General features: G+C 70.6%; 18 protein-coding genes, 1 tRNA gene and 1 pseudogene. 14 read left to right on the plus strand and 6 right to left on the minus strand.

Translation table 11 applies throughout. The features are described 5' to 3' along the window. Positions 1–34 precede the first annotated feature (34 nt). The gene (locus OG974_RS19790; RefSeq protein ID WP_371643927.1) at positions 35–1,198 is read left to right on the plus strand and encodes a M4 family metallopeptidase; all 1,164 of its coding nucleotides are present in this window, start codon (positions 35–37) and stop codon (positions 1,196–1,198) included. A gap of 208 nt (positions 1,199–1,406) precedes the next feature. After that, entirely contained in the window at positions 1,407–1,910 is a 504-nt protein-coding gene (locus tag OG974_RS19795; protein WP_327284031.1) for a hypothetical protein, read from the plus strand. A 227-nt stretch (positions 1,911–2,137) separates the two neighbouring features. Here the strand turns inward: OG974_RS19795 and OG974_RS19800 are convergent, their stop codons facing one another. Continuing rightward, entirely contained in the window at positions 2,138–2,812 is a 675-nt protein-coding gene (locus OG974_RS19800; protein ID WP_327284032.1) for a pentapeptide repeat-containing protein, read from the minus strand. A 111-nt stretch (positions 2,813–2,923) separates the two neighbouring features. On the opposite strand from OG974_RS19800, the gene OG974_RS19805 reads away from it, so the two are divergent. After that, positions 2,924–3,916: a zinc-binding dehydrogenase gene (locus OG974_RS19805; RefSeq protein WP_327285696.1), complete on the plus strand. Its 993-nt coding sequence runs from the start codon at positions 2,924–2,926 to the stop codon at positions 3,914–3,916. Between the two features lie 62 nt (positions 3,917–3,978). Next, positions 3,979–4,482: an FBP domain-containing protein gene (locus OG974_RS19810; RefSeq protein ID WP_328763104.1), complete on the plus strand. Its 504-nt coding sequence runs from the start codon at positions 3,979–3,981 to the stop codon at positions 4,480–4,482. A gap of 46 nt (positions 4,483–4,528) precedes the next feature. Here the strand turns inward: OG974_RS19810 and OG974_RS19815 are convergent. After that, positions 4,529–4,654, minus strand: a pseudogene (locus OG974_RS19815) (GNAT family N-acetyltransferase); the annotation flags it as partial. A 139-nt stretch (positions 4,655–4,793) separates the two neighbouring features. On the opposite strand from OG974_RS19815, the gene OG974_RS19820 reads away from it, so the two are divergent. From OG974_RS19820 to OG974_RS19845, 6 genes are all read left to right on the plus strand, one after another. Beyond that, the gene (locus OG974_RS19820) at positions 4,794–5,210 is read left to right on the plus strand and encodes a DUF5958 family protein (protein ID WP_327284034.1); all 417 of its coding nucleotides are present in this window, start codon (positions 4,794–4,796) and stop codon (positions 5,208–5,210) included. Positions 5,211–5,464: 254 nt separating this feature from the next. Then, positions 5,465–6,217, plus strand: coding sequence for a DUF6879 family protein (locus OG974_RS19825; protein ID WP_327284035.1), 753 nt, complete (start codon positions 5,465–5,467; stop codon positions 6,215–6,217). Further along, the gene (locus OG974_RS19830; protein WP_328763106.1) at positions 6,214–7,056 is read left to right on the plus strand and encodes a helix-turn-helix transcriptional regulator; all 843 of its coding nucleotides are present in this window, start codon (positions 6,214–6,216) and stop codon (positions 7,054–7,056) included. The genes OG974_RS19825 and OG974_RS19830 overlap by 4 nt, the downstream gene beginning before the upstream one ends. Positions 7,057–7,143: 87 nt before the next feature. Further along, positions 7,144–7,347, plus strand: coding sequence for a hypothetical protein (locus tag OG974_RS19835; protein WP_327284037.1), 204 nt, complete (start codon positions 7,144–7,146; stop codon positions 7,345–7,347). Positions 7,348–7,834: 487 nt separating this feature from the next. Continuing rightward, complete coding sequence (locus OG974_RS19840) at positions 7,835–7,981, plus strand: hypothetical protein (protein WP_327284038.1); 147 nt, start codon at positions 7,835–7,837, stop codon at positions 7,979–7,981. Continuing rightward, positions 7,978–9,159 (plus strand): methyltransferase domain-containing protein, encoded by a 1,182-nt coding sequence (locus OG974_RS19845; protein WP_371643931.1) that lies wholly within the window; start codon positions 7,978–7,980, stop codon positions 9,157–9,159. The genes OG974_RS19840 and OG974_RS19845 overlap by 4 nt, the downstream gene beginning before the upstream one ends. A 58-nt stretch (positions 9,160–9,217) precedes the next feature. On the opposite strand, the gene OG974_RS19850 is transcribed toward OG974_RS19845, so the two are convergent. Beyond that, positions 9,218–9,694 (minus strand): GNAT family N-acetyltransferase, encoded by a 477-nt coding sequence (locus OG974_RS19850; RefSeq protein WP_327284040.1) that lies wholly within the window; start codon positions 9,692–9,694, stop codon positions 9,218–9,220. A 340-nt stretch (positions 9,695–10,034) separates the two neighbouring features. On the opposite strand from OG974_RS19850, the gene OG974_RS19855 reads away from it, so the two are divergent. After that, positions 10,035–11,414, plus strand: a complete 1,380-nt coding sequence (locus OG974_RS19855; protein WP_327284041.1) for an FAD-binding oxidoreductase — start codon at positions 10,035–10,037, stop codon at positions 11,412–11,414. 94 nt (positions 11,415–11,508) lie between these two features. Here the strand turns inward: OG974_RS19855 and OG974_RS19860 are convergent. Both OG974_RS19860 and OG974_RS19865 read right to left on the minus strand, forming a co-directional pair. Then, positions 11,509–11,584 (minus strand) — tRNA-Thr (locus tag OG974_RS19860). A 314-nt stretch (positions 11,585–11,898) separates the two neighbouring features. Further along, positions 11,899–12,579, minus strand: a complete 681-nt coding sequence (locus tag OG974_RS19865) for a hypothetical protein (RefSeq protein WP_327284042.1) — start codon at positions 12,577–12,579, stop codon at positions 11,899–11,901. Between the two features lie 175 nt (positions 12,580–12,754). Between OG974_RS19865 and OG974_RS19870 the strand changes: the two genes are divergently transcribed. The 3 genes from OG974_RS19870 to OG974_RS19880 all read left to right on the plus strand — a co-directional run bounded on the left by OG974_RS19870 (position 12,755) and on the right by OG974_RS19880 (position 15,258). Then, on the plus strand, positions 12,755–13,843 hold the full coding sequence (locus OG974_RS19870; RefSeq protein WP_327284043.1) for a sn-glycerol-3-phosphate ABC transporter ATP-binding protein UgpC: 1,089 nt from the start codon (positions 12,755–12,757) through the stop codon (positions 13,841–13,843). Between the two features lie 174 nt (positions 13,844–14,017). Then, a complete protein-coding gene (locus OG974_RS19875) occupies positions 14,018–14,431 on the plus strand; it encodes a hypothetical protein (protein WP_327284044.1) in 414 nt (137 codons plus the stop codon). A gap of 47 nt (positions 14,432–14,478) precedes the next feature. Next, a complete protein-coding gene (locus tag OG974_RS19880) occupies positions 14,479–15,258 on the plus strand; it encodes an NDP-sugar synthase (protein WP_371643934.1) in 780 nt (259 codons plus the stop codon). 83 nt (positions 15,259–15,341) lie between these two features. Here the strand turns inward: OG974_RS19880 and OG974_RS19885 are convergent, their stop codons facing one another. Further along, entirely contained in the window at positions 15,342–16,910 is a 1,569-nt protein-coding gene (locus OG974_RS19885) for a DoxX family protein (protein ID WP_328763110.1), read from the minus strand. Positions 16,911–17,030: the final 120 nt, after the last annotated feature.

Below are 17,030 nucleotides of genomic sequence, written 5' to 3' on the forward strand. Positions count from 1 at the left end.
GCGCCGCCACCCCGGCCACCGCGAAGGAGCCCGAGTGACCCACCCAGCGTCCTCCCCGAACCCTCCCCGCACCCGCCTCGCCGTCCTCCTAGGAACCGTCGCCGTCATGACGGTCACCGCGGCCACCGCCCCGGCCACCGCCGCGACCCCGGCCGCGGCCGCGCTCACAGCGCAGGACACCGCCACCGTCAGCGTCACCGACGCCCGAGCCGGCACCGGCACCAGCACCGGCACCGGCCACAGCCAGCACTCCGGCACCGTCCCCCTCACCAGCTACTTCAACGGCACCGCCTACCAGCTCCGCGACACCACCCGCGGCAACCAACGCACCCTCGACGCCATGAACCAGACCACCGGCGGCACCCTCTTCACCGACCCCGACAACGACTGGGGCGGCACCGGCACCCCAGCCAACCGCCAGTCCGCCGGCGTGGACGCCCACTACGCCGCCGCCGTCACCTGGGACTTCTACAAGAACGTCCTCGGCCGCAACGGCATCCGCGGCGACGGCACCGGCGTCACCTCCCGCGTCCACTACGGCAACAACCAACCCAACGCCTTCTGGGACCCGGCCTGCGCCTGCGTCAACTACGGCGACGACCCCGCCACCGGCCAGACCCTCGCCACCCTCGACATCGCCGGCCACGAACTCACCCACGGCGTCATCGCCGCCACCGCCGCACTCACCCACTCCGGCGAACCCGGCGCCCTCAACGAAGGCACCGCCGACATCTTCGGCACCGCGGTCGAATTCTTCGCCGACAGCACCACCGACGTCGGCGACTACCTCATCGGCGAACGCGTCTTCACCGGCGCCACCGTGCGCCGCATGGACCACCCCAGCCTCGACGGTCACTCCCGCGACTACTGGTCACCCGACATCGGCACCCTCGACCCCTACGCCGCCTCCGGCCCCGCCCGGCACTTCTTCTACCTCCTCGCCGAAGGCAGCGGCCCCAAGGAAATCAACAAGATCTCCTACGACTCCCCCACCTACGACGGCTCCAAGCTGCTCGGCATCGGCCAGGACAAGGCCGTCCGCATCTGGTACCGCGCCCTGAGCCTCTACATGACCTCCACCACCAACTACGCCCGCGCCCGCACCGCCACCCTCAGGGCCACCGCCGACCTCTACGGCCCCGCCGGCGTCGAATACGGACGTGTCGCCGCCGCCTGGACCGCCGTCAACGTCCGCTGACGCCCCACCGCCGGACGGTGGTGACGGCGGCCGCTCCGGCGGCGCGGTGTCCGTGGAGTGCGGGGCACACCCCGCAGGCAGGCCCGCAGCCGCCCGTGCCCGCCGGGGCCACTCCCGGACGCGGCCTGCGGCCCGCCGTTCCCCCGCTCAAGACGCCCCGCCGACGCCCCGTCCCACGTACCCGCCCCACCGTGACACCATCGGGTACGTGCTCGACATCGGCTACTCCCTCTCCCGGCGCTTCCCGGACCCCCCGCAGACCGACTACCGCTCGGCGGACGTCCACTCCCTGCGCCACGACCTGTTCTGCGGTGACGTCTACCTCGCCGACACCGCCAAGGACCGGGAAGTGTCCACAGCCTGGGGATGGGTACCCGTACTCGACTTCGCCTGGGCGCTGTGCGACATCGTCGAGCAACTCGACAAGGACCCCCGCGGCAGCCGCTCCGCCCACCGCCAGTACGCCGAACTCGACTTCACCGAATCCACCGACCGGATGCTCTTCGAGCGCCGCTTCGGCTGGGTCGACGTCGAGGCCGACTGGATGCCGCCGGAAGAGGAACCCCTGACCTTCAGCCACCGCCTGCTGCGCCGCGAAGCCCGCGACTTCCTCCACGACCTGATCGCCGACCTCATCGACATGCACGACGGCCTCGCCGACAACCCCGCCATCTGGACGCTCCAGGCCCGCTTCCCCCGCGTCCCCGCCTGACCCCAGACGCCCGGCGACCCGGCGACCCGGCGACCCGCCAGGACAGAACTACGGCCCAGCGGGTGGCCCAGCAGGACCGACCCCCCTTCGGGCCCCGCGCGCCCAGCAGCCCCCGGCCAACCAACAGGCCGGGCGGGACCCAGTGACCCCGCAGGACCCGGCCCGCCGGCGGCCCAGCCGACCCCGGGGCTCGACCGGCCCGCGGAACGCGGCCATCCCTCCGCCGGCTACCCGACGACCCGCAGCCCCAGCTGCGCCGCCAGCGCCGGAGCCAGGTCGAACAGCTGCGCAGGACTGATCACCGCCCCAGCCAACGCCTCCACCCCCCGCGCGATGTCCAGCTCCGCGGCCCCCCGCAGGTCCACGTCCGTCATCCGCGCCCCCGTGAAATCCACCCCCCGCAGCGTGCACCCGCGGAACTCCACCCGCTCCAGCACCGCACGCCCGAAGTCCGCCTCGACCAGCACGCACCCCTCGAAGACCACGTCCTTGAGCCGCGCCTCCCGCAGGTTCAAGTAGTCGATCTTGCCGCCGCTGAACACCACCCGCTCCAGCACGGCCCCGTGCAACTGCACACCGCCCAGCCGCGCCTGCGCCACCTCCACGTCCCGCAGCGAAGCCCCCGAAAGATCCGTCCCCACCCCCCGGACCCCCTCCAGCACCGAATCCAGGAACCGCGCCTTCGCCAGCCCCGCCCCGTCCAGCGCGCACCGCCGCAGCGCGCAGTCCATGAACCGGGCCCCCACGCCCTCCTGCCCCGCCAGCTCCAGATCGGCGAACTCCAGCCCGTCGTAATCCCCGTCCGGCTCCAGCTCACCGCCCTCCCACGCACCGAGCTCCGGCAACCGCACCTCCGGCCGCCGCGCCGCCTTCACCGTCTCCTGCTGCCCCTTGCGCGCCATCCCCCCATCCTGCCCCTCCCCACTGACAACCCCGGGCAGCAGCACCCCACACCCCCTCGACCCCCTTGACCTCAACCCCGCTTCAGGTCCGAGCCTGTCCCCATGGACACCATGCGCGCCATCCGCCTCCACGCCTTCGGCCCCGCAGAGAACCTCACCCACGAGCACGCCGAAACCCCCGTCCCCGCCCCCGGCCAGGTCCGCATCGCCGTAGCCGCCGCCGGAGTCCACCTCCTCGACACCGCCCTCCGCCAAGGCATCCCGAGCCCCGTCCACGCCCTCCCCGAGCTCCCCACCATCCCCGGCCGCGAAGTCGCCGGCACCGTCGACGCCCTCGGCCCCGGCACCGACCCCCACTGGCTCGGCCGCCAGGTCGTCGTCCACCTCGGCTTCGCCCCCGGCGGCTACGCCGAGTACGCCGTCGCCGACGCCGACCGCCTGCACCCCGTACCGCCCGGCCTCGACCCCGCCCAAGCCGTCGCCATGATCGGCACCGGCCGCACCACCCTCGGCATCCTCCAGTTCGCCGACCTCGGCCCCGACTCCGTCGCCCTCGTACCCGCCGCGGCCGGCGGCATCGGCACCCTCCTCGTCCAGTACGCCAAGAACGCCGGCGCCACCGTCATCGCCCTCGCCGGCGGCCCCGCCAAAACCGCCCTCGCCACCGCGAACGGCGCCGACCTCGCCCTCGACTACACCCAACCCGACTGGCCCGAAGCCGTACGCGCACACCACCCCGCCGGAGCCACCGTCCTCTTCGACTCCGTCGGCGGCCCCACCGCCCGCGCCGCCCTCGACCTCCTCGCCCCCGGCGCCCGCCACCTCGTCTTCGGCTGGTCCGCCGGCCCCGTCCCCCTCACCGACACCGACCGCGCCACCCTCACCGCCCGCGCCATCACCACCCACAACGTCCTCGGCCCCGCCATGCTCCAACGAGCCGGCAGCGACGACCCCCTGCGCCTGCTCGAAACCCGCGCCCTCGCCGAAGCCGCCGCCGGCCGACTCCGCCCCGCCCTCCAGCGCTACCCGCTCAGCGAAGCCGCCGCCGCCCACCACGCCCTGGAAACCCGTGCCACCACCGGCAAAGTCGTCCTCGAACCCTGACCGGCACCCGCCCGGCAATATCGGATGACAGCAGCCCGTACCCCGACGTACCGTCCACCCACGTGGACCCGCTCACCGAAAAACAGATCCGTTCGTCCTTCGTGAACTGCACCAAGGGCGAGGCGGCACGCCTCAAACTCCCCCTGGACTTCAACGAACTCCCCTGGGAAGACCTCGACTTCCTCGGCTGGGTCGACCCCGGCGCCCCGCTCCGCGCCCACCTCGTACGCCGCGACGCCGACGGCAACCCCGTCGGCATCACCCTCCGCGTCCCGGGCACCAGCCGCACCAGCGCGCTCAAGTCCAGCGTCTGCCAGATCTGCCTCACCGGCCACGCCGCCTCCGGCGTCTCCCTCCTCGTCGCCCCCCTCGCCGGAGCCCGCGGCCGCGAAGGAAACACCGTCGGCATCTACGTCTGCTCCGACCTCGCCTGCTCCCTCTACATCCGGGGCAAACGCCAGCCCAAACTCCGCGCGGGCCACTACGAGGAAACCCTCACCACCACCGAGAAGATCGACCGCGCCCGCACCAACCTCAACGCCTTCACCGCCAAGATCACCAGCTGACGGCGCCCCCGGGCACCAGAACCCGAACCGGCCCGGCGCAGCACCCTCACCCCTGCGCCGAGCCCAACTCCCGCAACGCCCCGTCCGTCAGCCGGTACACCGACCACTCCTCCTGCGGCCGCGCACCCAACGCCTCGTAGAACGCGATCGTCGGCTCGTTCCACTTCAACACCCAACACCGCTGTTTCTGTGCCCCGTAACGGGCCTCAGTCCACGGATGCAACTCCTCGCAGACGTTGGAAGGGCCCATGCCGAGGGTTCGATGGCCCACGGAGGCGACTCGCCTCGACTGAATCGCAGGGGGGAGACAGATGGACGAGCGCGCGGTCATGCTGAACATGCTCGCTCAGGAGTTGCGTCCGATCGAGCAGGGTGTCGAGTGGTTCGAAGCTCTGCCAGCTGAGAACCAGTTCGAGGTCCTGCGAGATCTGTGCGGACACTGCATGCAAGCCCGCGCAACGGAGGAGGACGGGCCCGAGAGCGTGCGGCGCGCCGGCCTTCGGCCGACGTATACCCCAGCGGTGCTGATCACGCGTGGGCAGCTGAACGTGCAGCTGGAAAAGATCATCAATCTGCCGCAGGACGAGCGCGTGAAGTCATTTCGGCTGTTGGTCGCGCTACTGGGGGTGGCGGACAAGCGTCGCCGGGAGCGGTTCTGCGCCGACTGGTGTGGTCATGCCTGGCACCAGTTGGCGGGTGGAACCGATTGGGGAGCGGCCACCGACTGATCGTCGAGGGTTGTGTGGACTGTACGGGTTCCAAGGTCCGCGCGGCGACCCCACACATAATCTCCGAACCAGCGCAAACCGCCATTTCGGCTCACTGTTCGTCGCAACCAACCAGGCCCCCACTCCTCGGCATGTGCCGCGGAGCTGAGGGCCTTTTGCGTCGGTCCCGAGAATCATTGCGAATCATGCAGGACAGGGAAGATGCGCCCACCCCATCCTGGTCGGGACTTGTCCGCTGGTGGGAGGGAACGGCAATGCCACGGCGACTCCGGTTCATCGGTACCAACTCCGGCAACGACGGATGCCCGACCCTGTACGAGGATCTGGACACCGGGGAGGTGCTGGTCCAGGGCGACGCGGTGACCGACCCCCAGGACGTGGCGCAGCTCCGGAACGTCAAGGAGGGCGAGGGGTTCGTGGTCGTCCCCCGCGTGCTCCTGGCCGACTTCGCTCCCAGGGACGTGGAGAGTACGCCCGTGCTGATCAGCTTCGAGGAGTTCGCCGGGATGTTCCGGACCTTCGCGCACACGGCTTGGCGCCTGGAGACCCGGCGTCGCTACCAGTCCGACGAGGAGACCGAGACGTACCAGCGGTTCGTCCGGGGTGAGGACGCGGGCTGGGACCTAAACGACTCCTGGTGCGTGTCCCGGCGTGAACAGTCCGCCCTGGGCAAACGCTTCGAGCGAGTGCGGATCGCCGACAACCCGCCCACCCCCGGTCAGCTCTACCTGCTCGACAACGCCCGCCGCAACAGCGCCGTGGGCGAGGACATCCGCAACCTATGGCGCTCCGAAGCCGAAGCTCTGCAACTCCCCGACGCTGACTTCTGGCTCTTCGATTCCAGGGTGATCGCCCGGCTCCACTTCGATGACGACGACCGGATGACCGGCGTCGAACTGGTCACGGACCCTGTCGAGGTCACCCGCGCCTGCCAGGTACGGGACGCCGCGTGGCACCACGCCGTCCCGTACGAGACGTTCGCGGAACAGGTGCCGTCCGCCGAGTGAGCACCGACTTCCAACAAGCAAGGGTTGCCCTCGGTGCGCGGCTGCGCGAGCTACGCACCGATCGGCGGCTGACGGGCCGCCAGTTGGCGGTCCTGCTCGGCTGGACCCAGTCCAAGATCAGCAAACTGGAAACCGGCCGCCAGACCGCGACATCGGACGACCTGCTGGCGTGGGCGGACGCCACCGGCCATCCGCAAGCGGCGGAGGAGCTGATCACCCGGCTCCGCAGCCTGGAGTCCCGCTCCCGCGCGTGGCGCAGACAGCTCGCCGCGGGACACAAGCCGGTCCAGGACACGCTCACGGCGGAGTACGAACGCACGAGGACGTTCCACGTCTGGCAGGGCTCCACGGTCGTGGGCATGCTCCAGACCGCCGAGTACGCCCGCCACGTCTTCACCCGCTACGCCGACCTCCACCAGTCCGTCCGGGACATGGAGGAAGCCGTACGGGCCCGGGTGAAGCGCCAGGAGATGCTCTACGAGCCGGGGCGCACGTTCCACATCGTGATGTGGGAGGCCGCGCTCCGGGTTCTCGTATGCCCTCCTCCCGTACTGGCCGCTCAGCTCGACCGCCTGGCGGGCGTCCTCGGGCTGGACACCGTCTCCCTGGGCATCGTTCCGTTCGGCGCCTCCCTGAAGATCCCGCCGGCCAACGGTTTCTGGCTCTACGACGACCGCTTGGTGATCGCGGAGGACTGGCACGCGGAACTCTGGCTGGACGACGCGGACAGTGTCGGCGTCTACCGGAAGGTCTGGCAGGCACTCTCCGATTCCGCGGTCTACGGCGCCGACGCCCACCGCGTGATCGCCCGCGCCCGGCGGGCTCTCGACACCGCCTGAGAATCCGCCGGAAGATCACGGACCAGCCCGCGAATCTCGGCGAATCAGCCCCCGCGGAGCCTGGCACCCAGCTCTAGCGTCCCTCTCATGGACAGCTCGCACGAACTGGAGGCAGTGACCCCAAGCAGAGTCGTGGAGTCGCTGCGCGAATCGCTGATGGCCGCTGGAATCGTTCTCCCTTCCCTCGACATCGACCCGGCACCGCCGGGCTCCGGTCTGGTGAGGCTGGGAAACATCCGCCCCAACGTCGCCATGAAGCTGGCGCAGGTCGTGAAGCGGGGAAGCACATGAGCGCCCGGGACAGCCGGGGAAGCCGTACGGAATCCTCTTGGGTGCGGTTCGAGGGGCCGGAGCTGAGTCCCGGCAACGCCTTGAAATGGCGTCCGTGCGAGTGCGCAAAGCCGGTTTGCCCGGAGTACCGCCCGGCCACGGGCAGCACCCAGCGGCTGAACGCCGAGGTGACCGAAGCGAACCGGCGGAGCCGGGGGACAGTGCGGTGAGCACCCCACCGGAACCGCCCCCAGAGTCTTGGGACGACATAGCGGCCCAGCTCCATGACCTCCGGGAACGCGGCGAATGGGCCGCCCAGCTCTCGCGCCATCTGACTCCGGGGAGTCCCCTCCTGGAATTCCTGGCAGAGGCCGGAGAGCGACAGATGCAGGCCGCATCGCGGGCCGGGTTGGCCTTCACCCTCACAGACTCCGCCCCCGTGACCGATCCACCGATCAGCCGGGGTGGCCCACAGCACCACTCATAAATCACGAGAAGGAGCACGTTCATGGGCGGACAGCACGGCGCCGGATCGGGTTCGGGCCAGGGCGGAAGCCAGCAGGACGACGGCCAGTCGGGCGCCGGTCACGGCGGAGGCGGCTCGGAGGGCCAGGACTCCGGTCACAGCGACACGAAGGGCAGCGGCACCAAGTGACCGAACGCGCCACGACGGAGGCCGGCCCCCAGGGGTTGGCCTCCCGGCTCATGGATGCCGGGGCCCTGACCTCCGGCTGGCTCCCCGCGTACCGAGCGGTGCTCCGGGAGTCGTTCGTCCCGGATGTGATCTGGCCCGGCGTCGGCCTGGCCGACGGCGGACCGGTGGCGAGCATCGACCGCCGGACCGACCCGGAGGCGTGGTTCCGCGCGGTCTACTCGGACACCTCCCTCACCACCCAGTGGGACGACGGAAGCCACACAGGACCCGACCGGGGCAACATCCCCACGTGCAGCAACTCCCAGCCCGCCATGGTGTTCTCCATGCTGGCGGCCCTGGACGTCCAGCCGGGCGCCAAGGTGCTGGAAGTAGGCACGGGGACCGGCTGGAACGCGGCTCTGCTGTCCGAACGGGTCGGCTCGGAGAACGTCACCACCATCGAGTTCGACCCAGAGAACGCGGCCACGGCCCGAGCCCGCCTGGACGCCACCGGCTACAACCCGGTGGCCGTGGTCGGTGACGGCTCCCAAGGCTGGGCGGCGTGCGCCCCGTACGACCGGGTGCTGATCACGGCATCCCTGCGGCAGATCCCGGCGGACATCATCCGGCAGAGCCGGCCCGGCGGGATCATCGTCTCCCCGTACGCCACGGAGTACGGCGGCGAGGCCGTGGTCCGCCTGACCGTCCGGGAGGACGGAAGCGCGTCCGGCCCGTTCGTCGGCTCCTCCGCCTTCATGCGGCTCCGGCAGCAACGCGCGTACCGAACCCACGTGAAGACGTACCTGGGCGGGAAGCCGTGGCCGGCCGATGGCCGCCGGACGACCACCTCCCTCTCCCCGGAGGACGCGGCCGACTGGCTCCCCATGTTCGCCATCGGGCTCCAGACGGAAGGCATGTTTCCCTACCCGGAGAAACTCGATGGTGGGCGCTACGCACTCTGGCTCCGGGACACCCAGGTCACCTCCTGGGCATCAATCGACTTCGTACCCGACGCGGAGGAGTTCGAGGTCTACCAGTCCGGGCCACGGGAGCTGTGGACCGAACTCACGGCCGCCCACGCCTGGTGGGACGACCAGGGCCATCCGGACTTCGAACGGTTCGGCCTCACCGTGGACCCCGACGGCACCGTCCGGGCCTGGCTCGACTCCCCGGAGCACCCGGTCCCGGCCGTCGGATAGACGAACAGTCCACCCGCCCGGTGCCGCTTTTTCGCCGTCCCGGGCGGGCATCCGTCGACTACTCCACCCCGCCCAGCTTGCGGAGCGCGTCGTCCGTCAGGCGGTTCACGGTCCACTCGTCCATTGACACCGCTCCGACTGATCGATAGAAGTCGATGGCAGACACGTTCCAGTCGAGGACCGACCACTCCAGCCGCTCGAACCCGCGCTCCACACAGATCCGCGCCAACTCCGCCAACAGCGCCTTCCCGTACCCGCCGCCGCGGACACCCGGCCGCACGTACAGGTCCTCCAAATAGATCCCGTGCGCCCCGCGCCACGTCGAGAAGCTCAGGAACCACACCGAGAACCCGACGACCTCCCCACCCGCCGCCTCCGCGACGTGCGCGAACGCCGCCGGCCGCACCCCGAACAACGCCTCCCGCAACTGCTCCTGCGTGGCCCGCGCCTCGTGCGGCACCTTCTCGTACTTTGCCAACTCGCGGATCATCGCGTGGATGACGGGCACGTCCTCGACAACAGCGCTACGGATCATGCCCGCAGCCTAGGACCCCGTCCGGGCCGCCCCGACGCCGATCCCAACGCGCTCCAGCGCCTCCGCGAACGCCCCCGCATCGAACATCGCCCCGCCCTTCGACCCGACCGGCCGCCCGTCCACCAGTACCGTCGGCTCCCCTCACCCCCGTCGCCTCGAAGGCCCCTCCGCCTCGTCGACCCACCCCTCGTACGTCCGCTCCGCCAGGATAAATCCCCCCATCGGCAGCCTACGGACCCCACCACCCCCGCCACATCAGCCAAAAGGCCTCCTCTCCCGCCCCAAAACCCGGCACCCGGTACCTGGACACCCCTCCGAAACCCCGTGTACCAACTCCCCCATGACGATCAACGGCGGCATCTCCTTCTGGTACGCGACCGACCACACCGCCACCCAGCCACCCCGCGCCCCCCTCACCGGCCACACCACCGCAGACGTCGTCATCGTCGGCGGCGGCTACACCGGCCTGTGGACCGCCTACTACCTCAAGGCCGCCGCCCCCGACCTCCGCGTCACCGTCCTGGAGCAGAAGTTCTGCGGCTACGGAGCCTCCGGCCGCAACGGCGGCTGGCTCTACAACGGCATCGCCGGCCGCGACCGCTACGCCGAACTCCACGGCCACCAGGCCGCACTCCGCCTCCAGCACGCCATGAACGACACCGTCACCGAAGTCATCGACACCGCAGCCAAAGAAGGCATCGACGCCGACATCCACCGCGGCGGCGTCCTCGAAGTCGCCCGCACCCCCGCCCAGCTCAGCCGCCTCAAGGCCTTCCACACCGCCGAACTCGCCTTCGGCGAAACCGACCGCGAGCTCTACGACGCCACCGACACCCGCGCCCGCATCGACATCGCCGACGCCGTCGGCTCCACCTGGACCCCGCACGGCGCCCGCATCCACCCCCTCAAACTCGTCAAGGGCCTCGCCGCCGCCTGCGAACGCCTCGGCGTCGTCATCCACGAATCCACCCCCGTCACCGAAATCGCCCCCCGCCGCGCCATCACCCCCTACGGCACCGTCCGCGCCCCCCACGTCCTGCGCTGCACCGAAGGCTTCACCGCAGCCCTCAAGGGCCAGAAGCGCGCATGGCTCCCGATGAACTCGTCGATGATCGCCACGGCCCCACTGCCGCCCGAGACGTGGTCCCGCCTCGGCTGGTCCGATGCCTGCACCCTCGGCGACATGGCCCACGCCTACATGTACGCCCAACGCACCGCCGACGACCGCATCGCCATCGGCGGCCGCGGCGTCCCGTACCGCTACGGCTCCCGCACCGACACCGACGGCACCACCCAGCAGTCGACGATCGACTCCCTGACCCGCCTCCTGACCTCGTTCTTCCCGATCCTCACGGGAGTCGAGATCACCCACGCCTGGTCGGGCGTCCTCGGCGTCCCCCGCGACTGGTGCGCCACGGTCACCCTGGACCGCGCGACGGGTCTCGGCTGGGCCGGCGGCTACGTCGGCTCCGGGGTCGCCACCGCCAACCTCGCGGCCCGCACCCTGCGCGATCTGGTCCTGGAGGACACCACGGAGCTGACCACCCTGCCGTGGGTCAACCACCGCGTCCGCCGCTGGGAACCGGAGCCCTTCCGCTGGCTCGGCGTCCAGGCCCTCTACGCGGCCTACCGCGAGGCGGACCGCCACGAATCGGCGACCCACACCCCGACGACAACCCCCTTGGCCCGCCTGGCCAACCGCATCTCGGGCCGCCACTAACGACCCGCGCACACGCAAAAGGCTCCGGATCACGAAGATCCGGAGCCTTTTGTTCCGCTCGAATTCCCTTGACCAGAGAGCCTCTGACCTCGGATGGAGCCGCCTATCGGAATCGAACCGATGACCTGATCATTACAAGTGAACTGCTCTACCAACTGAGCTAAGGCGGCACACGCGACACTGCACAGCGCACAGAATCGCCCTCACTTTACACAGCGACCAGACTTCCCCGCGAAGAGCTTTCCGGCCGACGCAACCCCTCGCCGTCACGTTCGTCCTCCGTACTGGAGCGCACGTCCGACCATCGGGTGAAGGAAGCGGGTACGCAGCAGCGGGTGTACCGCCAACCTCCGGGACGAGGGTCTACGGCTGTACTGGCCGGTGGCGATGGCGCTGCCACCGGGGCGGGCCACGCCATCGGTGATCCGGGCACCGGAAAGGGCAAGCGCTCCGCCATTGGCTCCGAGGTCAAGAAGCCGGCGCCCTATCGGGTCCCGGGGTAGCCGATGCGGCTCAGCATCGCGGTTGCCCGGGGCAGGTCCAGGTGGGGGTTGAGGGATTTCAGGGCGGGCTCCGTCAGGGGGCGGAGGTTCCAGACGTGGTGGACCGCCTCCGGGTCGATGGAGGTTTCGTAGTAGTCCTCGGCGAACTCCCGGTAGGCCTCGGGAGTGCCGGCCGCCAGGACGGCGAAGAGGTGGCCCGTCCCGTCGCTCGTGTCCGCGGGGATCTCGACCGGCCCCGCCCGCCACGCGGTGTCGGAGGTCTCCCGCCAGAACACCACGGTGGCCACGTGTACGTCGTCGTCACAGAAGGCCGGCTCCGCGAGCAGCGGCCGGAACACGTCCGGCAGAGTGTCCACGAGTCCGGGCCACAGGGCCATGTCCTCGTTCGTGTAGGGGCTCATCCAGGACTCGTGGTCGAAGCCGCGGCCGAAGACCCCGTCGGGCGTGAAGAGGATCGTGTACTCGTCGCCCGCGCCGTTGTTCATCAGCGCGGCCTCGACGTCCGGACCCCATGCCGGGTCGTAGTCGTAGTAGCTCCCGCCCCGGCCGTCCATGAGCACGTCCAGGGCCGCCAGGGCGCGGCAGCGGTCCCGCAGGACCGGGACGTCGGGGAGGGTGCGGATCAGTTCGTGGACGTCGCGGGGACGCTGTGTGCCGGTCATGGCCGTCATCCAAGCAGTCGGGTCCGACAGATCGCACAGAGTTCGAAGTCACGGCCCCGGAGGTGCTGACAGGAGGCGGGTCGCCGGGTAGCGTCGGGCGGAGTCCTGCTTACTGGACTAGACCTTCCACTCGGATCGTCCGGCACGTTCCTGCCGGTAGAAGGGATTCATCACCATGGCTTCTGTCACTTTCGACAAGGCGACCCGGCTGTACCCCGGCGGCGACAAGCCCGCCGTCGACGAGCTGGAGCTGCACATCGAGGACGGCGAGTTCCTCGTCCTCGTCGGGCCTTCGGGCTGCGGCAAGTCCACCTCGCTGCGCATGCTGGCCGGCCTGGAGGACGTCAACGGCGGTGCCATCCGCATCGGTGACCGCGACGTCACGCACCTGCCGCCCAAGGACCGGGACATCGCGATGGTGTTCCAGAACTACGCGCTCTACCCGCACATGACCGTCGCCGACAACATGGGCTTCGCGCTCAAGATCGCCGGCGAGGACAAGGCGACCATCCGCAAGAAGGTCGAGGACGCGGCGAAGATGCTCGACCTCACCCAGTACCTGGACCGCAAGCCGAAGGCGCTCTCCGGTGGTCAGCGCCAGCGCGTCGCCATGGGTCGCGCCATCGTGCGCAAGCCGCAGGTGTTCCTCATGGACGAGCCGCTGTCGAACCTCGACGCCAAGCTGCGCGTGTCCACCCGTACGCAGATCGCGGCGCTCCAGCGGGACCTGGGGATCACCACCGTCTACGTGACCCACGACCAGGTCGAGGCCATGACGATGGGCGACCGGGTGGCGGTGCTGAAGGACGGCCTGCTGCAGCAGGTCGACACCCCGCGGAACATGTACGACCGACCGGCGAACCTGTTCGTGGCGGGCTTCATCGGTTCCCCGGCGATGAACCTGGTCGAGGTTCCGATCGCCGACGGTGGCGTGAAGTTCGGCGACAGCGTGGTCCCGGTGTCGCGCGAGGCGCTGTCGGCCGCCGCGGACGCGGGCGACCGTACCGTCACGGTGGGCGTGCGTCCGGAGCACTTCGACATCGGCAGCGAGGGCGGTCTGACGATCACCGTCAACGTCGTCGAGGAGCTGGGCGCCGACGGTTACGTGTACGGCCGGACCACCGAGGCTGCGGGCGGACAGGACATCGTGGTGCGCGTGGGTGGCCGCCAGGTGCCGGAGAAGGGTTCGACGCTGGACGTGGTGCCGCGGGCCGACGAGATCCACGTGTTCTCGACGTCGTCGGGTGAGCGGCTCTCCGACTGACGGGACGACGCATGAGGGGCGCCTCCCGGCGGGGGCGTCCCTCTTCGCCCTACGGGGCAGACCGGGCCATTCGGCCCCACCCGTCAACCCATAATTCGAAAAGCCACGTCGAACCATCCCCCGACCGGGTGACTAAATGTCGCCAATTCTTCACCGAGCGCTACTCTCGCCCTCGTGACCCACACTGCCCGCCGTATCGGCCGTTCCCTCGCCCTGGTCCTGCCCGTCGTCCTGGTCCTGTCCGGGACCCTCGCGGTCACCATGGTTCCTTGGGCGGACAACACGCCTTCCCAGATCCTGACCGCCTCCGCCGAGGACGTGTCCGTCCCCGCGAAGCCGCGCGCCGCGCAGGACGTGCTGCGCGACAAGTTGCTGGGTGAGCTCCAGCAGGGCGAGGCGCCGGGTGACGTCCTGACGCACCTCCAGCAGGAGGTGGACCGGCGGCCGTCGTTGGCCGAGCACTGCGTGGGGATCGCGCGGGCGCTGGGCCGGGCCGCGGTGGACGTGTACGGCCCGACGAAGGCGCAGTCCTACGCGCGTCCCGTGTGTGACACGGCGTACGCGACCGGTGTTGCCTCGATGGGCTGACGGGCGTCGCCGTCCTCCCTCGGGTCGGGGCCTCTACGCTGACGGCCATGACCGACGCACCTCCCGTGTCCCGCTCTTCCGTTTCCGCGGCCGCGGACCCGGCTTCGCTGGCTCAGGCGCCTGTTCAGGCGGTTGTGCTGGCGGGTGGCCAGGGTTCGCGGCTGCGTCCGTATACGGACGACCGGCCGAAGCCGATGGTGGAGATCCCGGGGACGGGGGTGCCGATCATCGGGCATCAGCTGGCGTGGCTGGCGGCCGAGGGGGTGACGGATGCGGTGGTGTCCTGCGGGCATCTCGCGGAGGTGTTGCAGGAGTGGCTGGCGGGGGCCGATCTGCCGTTGCGGGTGAGCACGGTGGTGGAGGACGAGCCTCTGGGGCGTGGTGGTGGGCTCAAGTACGCGGCCCGGCACCTGCCGCATCCGGAGCGGGCCTGGTACGCGACGAACGGGGACATCTGGACGCGGTTCTCGTTGCGGGAGATGGCTGCGTTCCATGGCGAGCGGGGGGCGACGGCGACGTTGGCGCTGGCGCGGCCGCGGATTCCGTGGGGGGCGGTGGAGACCAATGAGTTCGGGCAGGTGCTGGATTTCATCGAGTCGCCGCCGTCGCCGTATTTGATCAACGCGGGCGTGTACGTCTTCAGTCCTGAATTCGCCGCGCTGTTGCCGGATTTGGGGGATCACGAGCGGACGACGTTTCCGCGGTTGGCGCGGGAGCGGCGGCTGGCGGGCTTTCCGCTGCCGCAGGGGGCTTACTGGCGGGCCATCGACACGGCGAAGGACTTGACCGAGGCGGCGCGGGAGTTGGCGGCGCAGAGCGGCTCCTGAGGCCGTCCGCGGGGGCGGAACACGGAGGGGCCCGGCGCGCATCCCGCGCGCCGGGCCCCTCTGCGTTCTGTTCCGTCCCGTCGTCAGCCGAGGAGGCCGCCGACGAGTCCGGGCTTCTTCGCCGGGGCGTCGCCGCCGCCGGTGCCGCTCGCGCTGCCGGAGCTGGAGGAGGGCGGCTTGGGGGTGGATTGCTTGGGCGTGCTGCCCGAGTTCTGGCCGTTGCCGGAGCCGCGGGTCGCGGTGGGCGACTGCGAGCCGGTGCCGGTGGTCTGCTTGCTGGTGGAACCGGTGCTGCCGCGTCCGGACTTGGTGGTGGGCGCGGAGGCGGTGGGGCTGGGTTCGGCCGACTTGGAGGGCTGGGCGGTGGGCTGGGGCTGCTGCTGTTGTTGCTGTTGCTGTTGCTTGGCGGGGGCCTTCGGGAGCGGGGAGCCGGGCAGGTAGTTGCTGGGGGCCTGGCCGGGTCCCGGCACGGTGACGACGGTGGTGGAGCGGACGGCGCTGCCGAGGAGGGAGCCGATGAGGAGGGTGAGTCCGCAGACGACGGTGGCCATGATGGTTCCGCGGCGCAGGACGCGTCGGCGCAGTCGCCAGATTTCGGAGCGGGGTCCGAGGGTGCGCCAGGCTTCGCCGGCGAGGCGGCCGTCGAGGGAGTAGACGGGGGCGCCGGCGATGATCAGCGGGCTCCAGGCGGCGAGGTAGATGATGTCGGGGGCGTCGTAGGCGGGGACGGTCTTCCAGCTGACGGTCATCAGCAGTGCGGCGGAGAGCAGGGCGCCGATGCAGGCGGCGAAGCGCTGCCAGAGACCGAGGACGGTCAGGACGCCGACGATGACCTGGAGGAAGGCGACGCTGAGGCCGGCTCCGACGGGGTGGGCGAGGGCGAAGTCGCGCAGGGGTTCGGCGAGTGCCCAGGGGTGGAGGGTGCGGAGCCAGGTGACCATGGAGCCGCGTTCGCCGCCGTCGAAGTAGACGGGGTCGCACAGTTTGCCCATGCCGGCGTAGATGCAGATGAAGCCGAGGAAGACGCGCAGGGGCAGGAGGACGACGCCGAGGTTCATGCGGCGGCCCGGGTAGTACGAGGCCTGTCCGCGGACGTCGCCCGGGTTCCGGCGGGTGTCGGCGGCGGGTGTGCCGTCGTAGGGGCCGGGGCCGCCGGCGTACGGGGGGTTGTACGGGGGGGTGTACGGGAGGTCGCGTACGGGGGTCAGCGGGCGGGTTTCGTCCGGGGCTCCGTAGGTGCGCTGGCCGATGACCGTGGGGGTGGCGAGGGTGTCCTCGGCGAGGTCGTGCGCGAGGTCCACGCGGGGGATGGTCTGGGTGGCGCCGCCGTCGCCGCCGTCGTAGCCGCGCCCGTGTTCGCGTACGGCCTGGAGGAGTCCGCCCATGGCTGCGCTGTCGCCGGGTGCGGATTTGCCGCTCCAGACGACGGGGGCCCTGCGGCGGCCGGCGCCGGCGCCGGCGACCACGGCGCCGCCGAGGACGGGCACGCGGCCGGGGGCGTTCGCGGGCTTGGAACGCGCGCTCGGGCTCGGTGCGAGCCGCACGCGGAAGCTGGCGTGGTTGACGATGACCTGTGCGGGGTCGCACGGCACCTTGACCATGCTCAGCGCGGGCTGGTCGTCGAACCCTGACGTTCTGGTGTCCACACTCATCTAACCGAGTGATCAGTGTTTAGGACACTGCCTTGACGGCAGGGATGTGTCCGAGACCCGTCAAGATCAAGCCACCCCGCCCGAAACGGGCGGGGTGGCACGCTCACGGGTCACTTTCCG

Source organism: Streptomyces sp. NBC_00597, assembly GCF_041431095.1.
Classification (GTDB): domain Bacteria; phylum Actinomycetota; class Actinomycetes; order Streptomycetales; family Streptomycetaceae; genus Streptomyces.